The organism is Pseudomonas gebzensis (assembly GCF_034427815.1).
Lineage (GTDB): Bacteria > Pseudomonadota > Gammaproteobacteria > Pseudomonadales > Pseudomonadaceae > Aquipseudomonas.
In genome coordinates this window covers 214936-227802 of sequence record NZ_JAXQNS010000009.1, presented here as the reverse complement: position 1 = coordinate 227802, position 12867 = coordinate 214936, and the positions used below count along the sequence as shown (strand labels likewise).

Below are 12867 nucleotides of genomic sequence, written 5' to 3'. Positions count from 1 at the left end.
TAGGTGCATCCATGCAGATTTCGGTAAATGAGTTCCTGACACCCCGCCACATTGATGTGCAGGTTGTCAGTCCTACCCGCGCCAAGATCACGCTCGAGCCTCTCGAGCGTGGTTTCGGCCATACCCTGGGCAACGCGCTGCGCCGCATCCTGTTGTCCTCTATGCCTGGCTGTGCGGTAGTCGAGGCCGAGATCGAGGGCGTACTCCATGAGTACTCCGCGATCGAAGGTGTACAGGAAGATGTCATTGAAATCCTGTTGAACCTGAAAGGCCTGGCTATAAAACTGCACGGTCGTGACGAAGTTACGCTGACCTTGTCGAAAAAGGGTTCGGGGGTGGTTACCGCTGCCGATATTCAGCTGGATCATGATGTCGAGATCGTCAATCCCGATCACGTAATCGCGAACCTGGCGTCCAACGGCGCCTTGAACATGAAGCTCACCGTAGCTCGTGGTCGCGGTTACGAGCCGGCCGACTCCCGTCAGACTGACGAAGACGAAAGCCGCAGCATTGGCCGTTTGCAGCTGGACGCTTCGTTCAGCCCGGTGCGTCGTATCGCCTATGTGGTCGAGAACGCCCGTGTTGAACAGCGTACCAACCTGGACAAGCTGGTCATCGATCTGGAAACCAACGGTACTCTGGATCCTGAAGAGGCTATTCGCCGTGCTGCAACCATTCTGCAACAGCAGTTGGCTGCATTCGTCGACCTCAAAGGTGACAGTGAGCCGGTCGTGGTTGAGCAGGAAGACGAGATCGATCCGATCCTGCTGCGCCCGGTAGACGACCTTGAACTGACCGTACGTTCGGCCAACTGCCTGAAGGCGGAGAACATCTACTACATCGGCGACCTGATTCAGCGTACCGAAGTAGAGCTGTTGAAGACTCCTAACCTCGGCAAGAAGTCCCTGACTGAAATCAAGGACGTTCTGGCTTCACGTGGTTTGTCTCTCGGCATGCGCCTCGACAACTGGCCGCCTGCAAGTCTTAAGAAAGACGACAAGGCGACTGCCTGATCGTCGTAACCACCGAACGTAGTGTTTGGTAAGGAATGAATCATGCGTCATCGTAAAAGTGGACGTCACCTGAGCCGTACCAGCTCTCACCGCAAAGCCATGTTCCAGAACATGGCGGTGTCGCTGTTCGAGCACGAGTTGATCAAAACTACCCTGCCGAAAGCCAAAGAACTGCGTCGCGTTGCCGAGCCGCTGATCACCCTGGCCAAGGAAGACAGCGTTGCTAACCGTCGTCTGGCATTCGACCGTACCCGTTCGAAAGCCATCGTTGGCAAACTGTTCAACGATCTGGGCAAGCGCTACGCCACCCGTCAGGGCGGCTACCTGCGCATCCTGAAGTGCGGTTTCCGCGCTGGCGACAACGCGCCTATGGCGTACGTCGAGCTGGTTGATCGTCCTGTTGGCGGTGTTGTAGAAGCTGCTGAATAAGACGTCAGTCTGTTCAAGAAAACCGGACCTAGTGTCCGGTTTTTTTGTACCTAAATTATTGTCTTAGTCTATCGTTTTCAAAGCCCTAATTAATTAGAACTAACAACCTCGCGTGGGCATACTCCTGTTCAAGCCAGTCAGTCGGCTAGAAACTCGTCAAGGAGAGCCCATGAGCACGATCCTCACCACCGCCAGCGGTGCACCAGTAGCAGACAACCAGAATTCCCGTTCGGCCGGCCCTCGCGGCCCGCTGATGCTCGATGACTTCCACCTCATCGAGAAACTGGCTCACTTCAACCGTGAAAACATCCCCGAGCGCCGTGTGCATGCCAAGGGGTCGGGTGCCTATGGCACTTTCACTGTTACCCGCGACATCACTGGCTACACCAGCGCTCGGTTGTTCGAGCAGGTCGGCAAGCAAACGGAGACGTTCTTGCGCTTTTCGACGGTAGGGGGCGAGCGCGGGTCTGCGGATACCGAGCGTGATCCGCGTGGCTTTGCGCTGAGGTTCTACACCGAAGAAGGCAACTGGGACGTCGTCGGCAATAACACCCCAGTATTCTTCATTCGCGACCCCCTGAAGTTTCCTGATTTCATCCATACCCAGAAGCGGCATCCGCAGAGCAACCTGAAGAACGCTCAGATGATGTGGGACTTCTGGTCGCATTCGCCGGAAGCCTTGCACCAGATCACCATCCTCTTCTCCGATCGGGGTATTCCAGATGGATACCGGCACATGCATGGCTTCGGTAGCCATACCTATAGCCTGATCAATGCTTCAGGCCAGCGCACCTGGGTCAAATGGCATTACAAGACCCAGCAGGGCATCAAGAACCTGTCCGCTGCAGAGGCTGCGCGCCTGGCCGGTACCGACCCTGACTATGCACAGCGCGACCTGTTCGAGGCCATCGAGCGCGGTGACTATCCCAAGTGGACGGCCTACATCCAGGTGATGACTGAAGAGCACGCTGCCAATCGCCTGGAGAATCCATTCGATGTCACCAAAACCTGGTCGCAGAAAGAATTTCCGTTAATCGAAGTTGGGGTGCTCGAGCTCAACCGTAACCCGCGCAATTATTTCGCAGAAGTCGAGCAAGCCGCCTTCGGGCCTAGCAACATGGTGCCAGGGGTAGGGTTGTCGCCTGACCGTATGCTACAGGGGCGCGTATTCGCCTATGCCGACGCGCACCGCTATCGAGTGGGCACCAACCACCAGCAGTTGCCGGTCAACGCGCCGCGTTGCGCCGTGAACAGCTACCAGCGCGATGGTGCAATGGCGCAGGGGGCGTATGGTGCAGCGCCTAACTACGAGCCAAACAGTTACAGCGAAGCGCCCAAGCAGTCTGAACGGCACGCCGAGCCCGCACTGGCGCTCAACGGGGCGGCGGACCGTCACGATCACCGCGTTGACGGGGATTACTTCAGCCAGGCGGGTGCTCTGTTCCGCTTGATGACCCGTGAACAACAAGCGCTGCTGATCGGTAATATTGCCGGCACGATGGCCAGTGTCAGTGATGATGTGATTGAGCGACAGTTGCAGTACTTCTATGAAGCTGACCGTGAGTACGGCCAGGGGATTGCCAAGGCGCTGCAGCGTAATATCAGTTAAGTCGTAATGATAAGAATAACCGCCCTCATTCGGGCGGTTATTCAATGCATATCACTACTGTTTACCCAGTTTTTGCGAACTTTATTCTGTTTTTCAGTGACCTTGGACCTGCCGTGGTTCACACTATGGCTTATACCGCTATCACTCAGGGAGTATCAGGTCGATGCAAGGTCACCCGGACGTAATCGATTATCTCAACACGTTGCTGACGGGCGAACTGGCAGCACGCGATCAGTATTTCATCCACTCGCGCATGTACGAAGACTGGGGCTTGTCCAAGCTTTTCGAGCGCATAAACCACGAGATGGAAGAAGAGGCACAACACGCCGATGCGCTCATGCGCCGCATTCTGATGCTCGAAGGCACGCCGCGCATGCGTCCTGACGATCTCGATGTAGGCACCACCGTGCCTGAGATGATCGCCGCCGATTTGCGCCTCGAATACAAAGTGCGTGCGGCATTGTGCAAAGGCATCGAGCTGTGTGAGTTGCATAACGACTATGTCAGCCGTGACATCCTCAAGCTGCAACTGGCCGACACTGAAGAAGATCACACCTATTGGCTGGAGAAGCAGCAGGGCCTGATCAAATCGATTGGTTTGCAAAACTACCTTCAGTCGCAGCTGTAAGTTTGTCTGACTGATAACAAAAAGCCCCGCCAGGATGACTGGCGGGGCTTTTTCGTTACTGACAGATCATCAAGCCCGATCACGTTCCAGCAATGGCTTGAGGTAATGGCCTGTGTAGGACTGTTTGACCTTGGTCAACTCTTCAGGCGTGCCACTGGCAATGATCTGCCCACCCTTCGAGCCACCTTCTGGGCCGAGATCCACTAGCCAGTCGGCAGTCTTGATCACGTCCAGATTGTGCTCGATGACTACCACGGTATTACCGTGGTCGCGCAGGCGATGGAGCACGTCCAGCAGTTGCTGGATATCGGCGAAGTGCAGGCCGGTGGTGGGTTCGTCGAGGATATACAGCGTCTTGCCCGTGTCACGCTTGGACAGTTCACGCGACAGCTTCACGCGCTGCGCCTCACCGCCCGAGAGCGTGGTCGCTGATTGCCCCAGCTTGATGTAGGACAGCCCTACGTCCATCAGCGTTTGCAGCTTGCGGGCTAACGCAGGTACGGCATCGAAGAACTCACGTGCCTCTTCGATGGTCATCTCCAGCACTTCGTGGATGTTCTTGCCCTTGTACTTGATCTCAAGCGTTTCGCGGTTGTAGCGCTTGCTCTTGCACACGTCACACGGCACATAGATATCCGGCAGGAAGTGCATTTCCACTTTGATCAGGCCGTCGCCTTGGCACGCTTCACAGCGGCCACCTTTGACGTTGAACGAGAAACGACCTGGCCCATAGCCACGCGAGCGTGATTCGGGGACGCCGGAAAACAGCTCGCGAATAGGCGTGAACAACCCGGTATAGGTCGCGGGGTTGGAACGGGGGGTTCGACCGATCGGGCTCTGGTCGATGTCCACCACTTTGTCCAGGTGCTGCAGGCCGTCCATGCTCGAATGCGCTGCAGCTTCAAGGCTGGTGGTGCCGTTGAGGGCCGCTGCGGCCAGTGGGTACAGCGTGTTGTTGATCAGCGTGGACTTGCCCGACCCCGAGACCCCGGTCACACAAGTCAGCAGGCCGATCGGCAGTTCAAGGTCGACGTTTTGCAGGTTGTTGCCACGCGCCCCTTTGAGCTTGAGCGAGAGCTTCTTGTCGCGCGATGTGCGCTTGGCCGGCACGGCGATCTTCTTGCGTCCGGACAAGTACTTGCCGGTCAGCGAGTCGGGGTGGGCCATGACCTCTTCGGGCGTCCCTTCTGCCACGATCTGGCCGCCATGCACGCCTGCACCGGGACCGATGTCGACCACGTAGTCGGCCAGGCGGATGGCGTCCTCGTCATGCTCGACCACGATCACCGTGTTGCCCAGGTCGCGCAGGTGATTCAACGTGCCCAGCAAGCGGTCGTTGTCGCGTTGATGCAGGCCGATGGAGGGTTCATCGAGGATGTACATCACCCCCACCAGGCCTGCCCCAATCTGGCTGGCCAGGCGAATACGCTGGGCCTCACCACCGGACAAGGTTTCCGCGCTACGGTCCAGGGTCAGGTAGTCGAGACCGACATTGACCAGAAACTGCAGACGCTCACAGATTTCCTTGAGGATCTTTGCAGCGATCTCGCCACGGCGTCCGGTCAGGGTCAGCTCGGCGAAATAGCCACTGGCATCGCCGATGGGCATGTTGGTGACCGCCGGCAGGGTTTTCTCGCCGACCCAGACGTGCCGCGCCTCACGACGCAAACGGGTACCGCGGCAGTCGGGGCAGGGCTGCGTGCCAAGGAACTTGGCCAGCTCTTCGCGCACCGTCGACGATTCGGTCTCGCGGTAGCGACGCTCCAGGTTCGGCACGATGCCTTCGAACGGGTGCGAGCGCTTGACGATATCGCCGCGGTCGTTCAGGTACTTGAAGTCCACATTGTTTTTGCCGCTACCTTGCAGGATGACCTTCTGGTGTTCTGCAGACAGCTCGCCGAAGGGTTCGTCGAGGCTGAAACCAAACTGCTTGGCCAGCGAGCCGAGCATCTGGAAGTAATAGACGTTGCGTCGGTCCCAGCCGCGTATGGCGCCCTCGGCAAGGGTCAGCTCGTTATTGACCAGGCGCTTGATGTCAAAGAACTGCTTCACCCCCAGGCCGTCACAGGTCGGGCAGGCGCCGGCCGGGTTATTGAAGGAGAACAGCTTGGGTTCCAGCTCGCTGATCGCATGGCCGCAGATCGGGCAGGCGAAGCGTGCGGAGAAGATGGTTTCTTCACCGGCTTCATCGTCCATCGGGGCGATCAAGGCGATGCCGTCCGCCAGCTTCAGCGCGGTCTCGAACGACTCGGCCAAGCGCTGCTGCAGGTCGGCGCGTACCTTGAAGCGGTCGACCACCACATCGATGCTGTGCTTTTTCTGTTTGTCGAGCTTGGGCAGTTCATCCAGCTCGTACAACTTGCCGTTGACCCGCGCCCGTACAAAGCCTTGCGCGCGCAGTTCGTCGAATACCGCCAGGTGCTCACCCTTGCGCTCACGGATGACCGGCGCAAGCAGCATCAGTTTGCTGCCTTCAGGGTGTTCGAGCACCAGGTCGACCATCTGACTGACGGTCTGCGCTTCGAGCGGGATATCGTGATCCGGGCAGCGAGGGGTGCCCACGCGGGCGTAGAGCAGGCGCAGGTAGTCGTAGATCTCGGTGATGGTGCCGACGGTGGAGCGAGGGTTATGCGAGGTGGATTTCTGCTCGATTGAAATGGCCGGCGACAAGCCTTCGATGGTATCGACGTCAGGCTTTTCCATCATCGACAGGAACTGACGGGCATAGGCCGACAGCGATTCCACATAGCGACGTTGCCCCTCGGCGTAGAGGGTGTCGAAGGCCAGTGAGGACTTGCCAGAACCGGAGAGCCCGGTAATGACGATCAGTTTGTCTCGTGGAAGGGTCAGGTCGATGTTTTTCAGGTTGTGGGTTCGTGCCCCACGAATCAGGATCTTGTCCACTGCAGCCTCGCTTGGCGGGCATAAACGAAGAAGTATACGGCCCCCTGCCATCACGCGGCAAAGCGTCGCGTATATGCCCATAAGCGGTCCGACTGATAGAATCGCTGCCGGTTCACACGAGGTTTATCCATGCACGACACCCATAGCGAACGCATGAGTGGCACTGAGACACGCGCTGCTGGCGGGCTTGCCCTGGTCTTCGCCTTCCGCATGCTGGGCATGTTCATGGTATTGCCAGTGCTGGCGACCTACGGGATGGATCTGGCGGGCGCAACGCCGGCCCTCATCGGCCTGGCAATCGGTGCCTACGGATTGACCCAGGCCGTGCTGCAGATCCCTTTCGGGATGATTTCCGACCGCATCGGGCGCCGCCCGGTGATCTACCTCGGCCTGCTGGTGTTTGCCCTGGGCAGCGTGCTGGCGGCGCAGGCCGACTCCATCTGGGGGGTGATCCTCGGGCGCGTGTTGCAGGGCGCCGGAGCGATCTCTGCGGCGGTGATGGCACTGCTCTCGGACCTGACCCGCGAACAGCATCGGACCAAGGCGATGGCCATGATCGGCATGAGCATTGGCCTGTCGTTCGCAGTAGCCATGGTCGTCGGCCCACTGCTGACAAGTGCCTTCGGCCTGTCAGGCCTTTTCCTCGCCACCGCCGCGCTTGCGGTGATCGGCCTGGGCATCGTCGCCTTCGTGGTACCCAATGCGCACACCGCGCTGACGCACCGCGAATCGGGGGTCGCCCGGCAGGCTCTGGGCCCGACCCTGCGCCACCCCGACCTGCTGCGGCTGGACCTGAGCATCTTCGTCCTGCACGCCATCCTCATGGCCAGCTTCATCGCCTTGCCGCTGGCCTATGTCGGGGCTGGTCTACCCAAGGAAGAACACTGGTGGGTATACCTGACCGCGTTGCTCATCTCATTTTTCGCAATGGTGCCCTTCATCATCTATGGCGAGAAGAAGCGCAAGATGAAACGCGTGTTGCTCGGGGCTGTCAGTGTGCTGCTGCTGGTGGAGGTGTTCTTCTGGCAGTGGGCTGACAACTTGCGCGGACTGGTCATCGGCACCGTGATATTCTTCACAGCGTTCAACCTGCTGGAGGCGTCCTTGCCTTCACTGGTCAGCAAGGTGTCGCCTGCCGGCGGCAAGGGAACGGCCATGGGGGTCTACTCCACGAGCCAGTTCCTCGGCGCCGCGCTGGGAGGCATTCTCGGTGGCTGGTTGTTCCAGCACGGTGGCTTGAGCGTTGTGTTTCTTGGGTGTGCAGTGTTGTGTGTGGTGTGGCTGATCTGTGCCGTGGGCATGAACGAGCCGCCCTATGTGACCAGCCTGCGCATGCCGCTGACGCCGGAGGCAATGCGCGACGCCGGGCTGGCCGAGCGCCTCATGGCTGTCCCGGGTGTGACCGACGCCGTGGTGGTGGCAGATGAAGCTGCCATCTATATCAAACTGGATACGAAAATTTTGGATCGCACGACCCTTGAACGGCTGGTCAATCCAGCGTCATCGGCGTGCGAAGCCTAGGAGAACGTTATGGCCCGTGGGGTTAACAAAGTCATTCTGGTCGGTACCTGTGGTCAGGATCCCGAAGTCCGCTACCTGCCCAACGGTAACGCCGTGACCAACCTGAGCCTGGCCACCAGCGAGCAGTGGACCGACAAGCAATCGGGCCAGAAGGTCGAGCGTACCGAGTGGCACCGTGTGTCGCTGTTCGGCAAAGTTGCCGAAATCGCTGGCGAGTACCTGCGTAAAGGTTCGCAGTGCTACATCGAAGGCAAGCTGCAGACCCGTGAGTGGGAAAAAGACGGCGTCAAGCGCTACACCACCGAGATCGTCGTCGACATCAACGGCACCATGCAGCTGTTGGGCGGCCGTCCGCAAAACCAGCAGGGCGGTAACGACGGTTACAACCAGGGTGGTGGCCAGCAGCAGTACAATCAGGATAACAACGGCCAGCAGCAACAATACAACCAGGCGCCGCGCCAGCAGGCCCAGCGTCCGCAGCAGGCGCCACAGCGTCCTGCTCAGCAACAGCAGCAACAGCAGCCGGCTCAGCAGCAGCCTGCGGCGGACTTCGACAGCTTCGATGACGATATTCCGTTCTGAAACCCAGTTGTCTCACAGCCGTACCCATAAAAAAAGCGAAGCCATTGTCCTGGCTTCGCTTTTTTTATGCCTAGCGCCCAGGCGTGCCGCTACGCCACAGCCGTTTAGCGGTTGCCGGGCAACAGAGCGCCTTCGGTCACTCGAACCAGTGCGCCGAAGCCATCGGTGTCCAGGGGGCGGCTGAGAAAAAAGCCTTGGCCCTCATCGCAGAGCACGGACTTCAACAACGTCAGGTGCTCCTGCGTTTCGACACCTTCCGCCGTCACGGTCAGTGACAGGGCATGGCCCAGGCCGACAATGGCCTTGATGACCGACTGATCCTGTTCGCTGGCGCTCAGTTTGGACAGGAAGCTGCGGTCGATCTTCAGCCCATCGAAGGGGAACGTGCGCAGGTAGCTCAATGAGGAATAACCAGTGCCGAAATCGTCCATCGCAATGCGAAGGCCCATGGACTTCAGCGTGCGCATGATCTCCAGGGCAGCGGTCGCATCGTCGAGCATCACGTTCTCGGTGATTTCAAGTTCCACCCGCCCAGGCTCGATGCCTGACTGTTGCAATGCCCGCTGCACGCGTTCGACCACGTTGCCGCGCTGGAACTCGCAGGGCGAGAGATTGACGGAGACAAACAGATGCTCCGGCCAGTCGGCGGCATAGGTGAAAGCAGTCTCCATCACCCAATTGCTCAAGGGCAGAATCAGACCCGTTTCTTCTGCGATGGGGATGAACGTGTCCGGTGGGATCAGACCCCGCTGCGGATGCTGCCAGCGTACCAGCGCTTCAGCGCCCACCATCTTGCCATCGGCGATGCGAAAGCGTGGTTGGAAATGCAGGCGCAGCTCACCATGTTTGATCGCAAAGCGCAGGTCGCTTTCCAGGCGGCGGCGCTCGATGATCTTCGAGTTCATGTCGCCGGCATAGAACCGCCAGGTATTGCGCCCTGCCGACTTTGCCTCATAGAGCGCGATGTCTGCGTAGCGAAGCAGTTCGGTGGCCTCGTTGGCGTCTACAGGGGCCATGGCGATACCAATGCTGGCGCTGACGAAGACCTCCTGTTCGCCGACCTGGATAGGGCTCTCGATCGAGTCGATCAGGCGCTGACACAGGGCTTCGACTTCCTCTTGGGTATTGAGGTCGGTCACGATCAGCACGAACTCATCGCCGCCGATACGCGCCACCAGGTCGCCATGGCGAACGCGGCTGGCGAGGCGTCTGGACACCTCGCCCAGTACCGCATCGCCCGCAGCATGCCCCAGCAGGTCATTGACCGGTTTGAAGCGATCCAGGTCCAGACTGAGCATGACCAGCGGCTGCTCGGCGGTTGGCGCCGACCTCAGTTTGCTGTCGAGGAACTCTCTGAGCCGTGCTCGATTGGGCAGCCCGGTCAGGGGATCGTGCTGCGACAAGAATTCGATTCGCCGACGCGACTCGATTTCCTCCGTGACGTCTGTGGCAGTGCCTCGGAAGCCGTGATTGGTCATCGCTCTGGCAGACAGGCGGGTAATGCGTTGCTGGCCGTGGTTGTCGACATAACTGCACTGGACACTCACGTCCGGACGCCGATTGGGAATGCTCAACCACTGGGTTACCGTGCCCAGTTCAGTGCACAGCAGTTGATCCATGGACGCGCCGAGCCATGTTTTTCGGGCCATGCCGGTCACGCTTTCGAAGCGTTCCGAGAGATAGGTGAAGCGTCCCTGCGGATCGATTTCCCACACCCAATCGGAGCTGGCTTCGACCACGTCCCGAAAGCGCGCTTCGCTGATCGCTAATGCCGATTGGCTGTTCTGCAGGGATTCATAACTGGCATCGAGCGCCTGTGCGCTGGCCGTGGTGCGCCGCAATATCGCCCAGGCCATCAGGCAGACCAGCAGCGCAGCCACGCCGATCAAGGGTAACCCCAGGTTGATCAGGCGTTCGCCCGGTTTTGGCGGTTGCCAGTGCAGGCTCCCGGCAGTGCCCTCCGGGCCCAAAGCGAAGACGGAAGGCTTGTTGAGTTCAGCCGCTGTGGCGATGCGTAGCGCATTCACCCCGTAGTCCTTGCCCAGCGTCAGCAGCCTCTTGTCTTCGAGGATGTCGACGAAAATCAACACAGACGCTGGACCCGCATCGGCTGTCACGGTGGGGTCGGTACCGGGCGTGATCGCCGCAGCACCCACCAGTGCCGGGCGACCGCCAATACTGACGAAAAGAATCGCAGGTGTTTCCGCTTCGGCGCCGGCTCTGGCTTTGCTCAAGAGGTCGGGCAGCGCTTGCTCGAGCCATGCCGACGCCTGCACCGACTGCAATTGCCCGTTGATAACGGAATAAACGGTCTGATCGGTGGCGTTGACGACAAACACGCCCTGCACGCCAAAGTCGTCATACAGCGTTGGCCCGACGTTCTGCCTGATGTAAGCCCACTCGGGATCGACCTTTTCGTGCAGATGCTTGTAGGCGTCCCCCCAGAATGCGTAATCCTTGACCGTGGTCCCAAGGGACTTTTCGATCGATGACAGGGCTTTTTGGGTATAGAACGCGCTTTCGAGTTCTTCGTTGCGATCCAGGTCATGCGCCAGGTAGACGATCAGATACGCGGCGAGGAAGAAGACCGCGGTCAGCAGGCCGACGAACTTGAGCAGTGAGGCACGGATGATCGTCACGCTTGAGCGGGGCTGCGCAAAGCTGGCGAGGGCGTTGGGGTCTTCAGGCATAAGTGTATCGCTGGGTCCCGGCACGGAGGGTGATGTCAGGTTATCGGCCGCGCAGCGATCAGTTTTAGGGGGCTCGATACCGTAGCGCGCCGATGACACCGCGCAGCGGTATTGATTGTAGATGGCCTGATGCAGGTGTGACTTGGCGGCTATGCGGCCACGGGCAACCAGACCGTTGGCGTCGGGCTGGCAGATGAGGCTCTGGCCAGTGCCGAGACGTTCACGCCACAAAAAGAAACACCCTGCGAACGCATAGCCCTCGCAGGGTGTGGATGGGCGCTCGGAGACCGTACTTCATACCCGCAGTCGATGAGCGCGCCGGTCGGGCAGACCGTTACCGGCCCGCACACAAACAACCGACACTCTCCTCAGGCGCGCTCTGCGCACAGGTCGAGCGCGAACCATTGGCGCACTTCCTGCGGCGTCAACTGCGCCCCTAGCAGCGCAAACAGTTTGCCCAGCGCCGCTTCGCGGGTCATGCCGCCGCCACTGACCAGCCCGGTATCGCGCAAGCGGCTTCCCGCGGCATAGGTGTCGAACACCACCGAACCCTCCGGGCACTGGCTGATGGCAACGACCACAACGCCTCGCTGCTGCGCCGAGTGCAAGGCGTGCAGCAACGCCTGGTCATCGGACGGCCCCGTACCGCTGCCATAGCACTCCAGCACCAGCCCCTGGATGCCACTGGCCAGCAGAGCGTGCACGTGATCGGCGCACAGCCCCGGGAACACGGGCAATACAGCCAATTTCACAGGCTGACGCACGTGGCGGTAATCCAGGGTCACGGGTATCGCTGCGGCGCGTTCGCCATCGCGATGGCGGGCGGGTGCAGTGAACGCATCGAACGCCTCGCTGCGCAATTTGGAGGCGCGGCAACCGTGCAACAGCCGGCCATGGAAGTACAACTGCACGCCATCGTCCAGGCCGCGCTCGAACTGGCGCAGGGCGCCGATCAGGTTGTCCCAGGCGTCGCTGTCAGGTGTACCGGCCGGCAGCATGGAGCCGGTCAGAAGCACTGGCGCGGGCAGACCCAGGAGCAGGAAAGACAATGCCGCCGCACTGTAGGCCAGGGTATCGGTGCCGTGCAGCACCAGAATGCCGTCATGGCCGCTGTGCTCGACGGCATCGACGATGGCGTCACGCATCGCCAGCCAGTTGGCCTGCTGCATGTTGGCGCTGTCGATCAGCGGGTTGAGCTCGCGCAGCGACCATTGCAGCGATGGCGCGTCAGGGCATTGGCCCAGGTGATCGCGCATGCGCGCCTCGAAACCACCCGCCGGCGCCAGGCCTTGTGGGGTTTCCAGCATGCCGATGGTGCCACCGGTGTAGAGAACGAGGAGATTCTTGACTGCACGCATTGGCGCATTCCATAGCGATGTCAGGCCGGGTCGCCGGTCATGCCTTCGGCGTTCCAACTCACGGATGAGCCGAAATGCTGGCGATGAGGCCCGAATGTGAAGAAAGCGTCAGCCGCCCACGAACGGGGCGGCT

9 protein-coding genes are annotated in these 12867 nt (G+C 60.0%); 6 read left to right on the top strand and 3 right to left on the bottom strand.

The window, feature by feature from the left end; translation table 11 throughout:
• Positions 1-11: 11 nt before the first annotated feature.
• The 4 genes from SJI00_RS17765 (at position 12) to bfr (ending at position 3679) form a co-directional block, all read left to right on the top strand.
• Complete coding sequence (locus SJI00_RS17765; RefSeq protein WP_296269207.1) at positions 12-1013, top strand: DNA-directed RNA polymerase subunit alpha; 1002 nt, start codon at positions 12-14, stop codon at positions 1011-1013.
• Between the two features lie 42 nt (positions 1014-1055).
• Complete coding sequence (gene rplQ, locus SJI00_RS17760; protein WP_322463006.1) at positions 1056-1442, top strand: 50S ribosomal protein L17; 387 nt, start codon at positions 1056-1058, stop codon at positions 1440-1442.
• Between the two features lie 169 nt (positions 1443-1611).
• Positions 1612-3051 (top strand): catalase, encoded by a 1440-nt coding sequence (locus SJI00_RS17755; RefSeq protein ID WP_322463005.1) that lies wholly within the window; start codon positions 1612-1614, stop codon positions 3049-3051.
• A 163-nt stretch (positions 3052-3214) separates the two neighbouring features.
• Entirely contained in the window at positions 3215-3679 is a 465-nt protein-coding gene (gene bfr, locus SJI00_RS17750) for a bacterioferritin (protein WP_322463004.1), read from the top strand.
• Between the two features lie 69 nt (positions 3680-3748).
• Here the strand turns inward: bfr and uvrA are convergent, their stop codons facing one another.
• Positions 3749-6583, bottom strand: a complete 2835-nt coding sequence (gene uvrA / locus SJI00_RS17745; RefSeq protein ID WP_322463003.1) for an excinuclease ABC subunit UvrA — start codon at positions 6581-6583, stop codon at positions 3749-3751.
• A gap of 129 nt (positions 6584-6712) precedes the next feature.
• On the opposite strand from uvrA, the gene SJI00_RS17740 reads away from it, so the two are divergent.
• The gene (locus SJI00_RS17740) at positions 6713-8104 is read left to right on the top strand and encodes an MFS transporter (protein ID WP_322463002.1); all 1392 of its coding nucleotides are present in this window, start codon (positions 6713-6715) and stop codon (positions 8102-8104) included.
• Between the two features lie 9 nt (positions 8105-8113).
• Positions 8114-8686, top strand: a complete 573-nt coding sequence (locus SJI00_RS17735) for a single-stranded DNA-binding protein (protein WP_322463001.1) — start codon at positions 8114-8116, stop codon at positions 8684-8686.
• A gap of 104 nt (positions 8687-8790) precedes the next feature.
• Here SJI00_RS17735 and SJI00_RS17730 read toward each other — a convergent pair whose 3' ends face one another.
• Positions 8791-11376, bottom strand: coding sequence for a bifunctional diguanylate cyclase/phosphodiesterase (locus SJI00_RS17730; protein ID WP_322463000.1), 2586 nt, complete (start codon positions 11374-11376; stop codon positions 8791-8793).
• A 368-nt stretch (positions 11377-11744) separates the two neighbouring features.
• On the bottom strand, positions 11745-12734 hold the full coding sequence (locus tag SJI00_RS17725; RefSeq protein WP_322462999.1) for an asparaginase: 990 nt from the start codon (positions 12732-12734) through the stop codon (positions 11745-11747).
• Positions 12735-12867: the final 133 nt, after the last annotated feature.

Excerpts from the sequence above, each read along its gene's own strand:
- SJI00_RS17765 (WP_296269207.1), top strand. The coding sequence starts at position 12 with ATGCAGATTTCGGTAAATGAGTTCCTGACACCCCGCCACATTGATGTG.
- bfr (WP_322463004.1), top strand. The coding sequence starts at position 3,215 with ATGCAAGGTCACCCGGACGTAATCGATTATCTCAACACGTTGCTGACG.
- SJI00_RS17730 (WP_322463000.1), bottom strand. The coding sequence starts at position 11,376 with ATGCCTGAAGACCCCAACGCCCTCGCCAGCTTTGCGCAGCCCCGCTCA.
- SJI00_RS17740 (WP_322463002.1), top strand. The coding sequence starts at position 6,713 with ATGCACGACACCCATAGCGAACGCATGAGTGGCACTGAGACACGCGCT.
- SJI00_RS17725 (WP_322462999.1), bottom strand. The coding sequence starts at position 12,734 with ATGCGTGCAGTCAAGAATCTCCTCGTTCTCTACACCGGTGGCACCATC.
- rplQ (WP_322463006.1), top strand. The coding sequence starts at position 1,056 with ATGCGTCATCGTAAAAGTGGACGTCACCTGAGCCGTACCAGCTCTCAC.
- SJI00_RS17735 (WP_322463001.1), top strand. The coding sequence starts at position 8,114 with ATGGCCCGTGGGGTTAACAAAGTCATTCTGGTCGGTACCTGTGGTCAG.
- SJI00_RS17755 (WP_322463005.1), top strand. The coding sequence starts at position 1,612 with ATGAGCACGATCCTCACCACCGCCAGCGGTGCACCAGTAGCAGACAAC.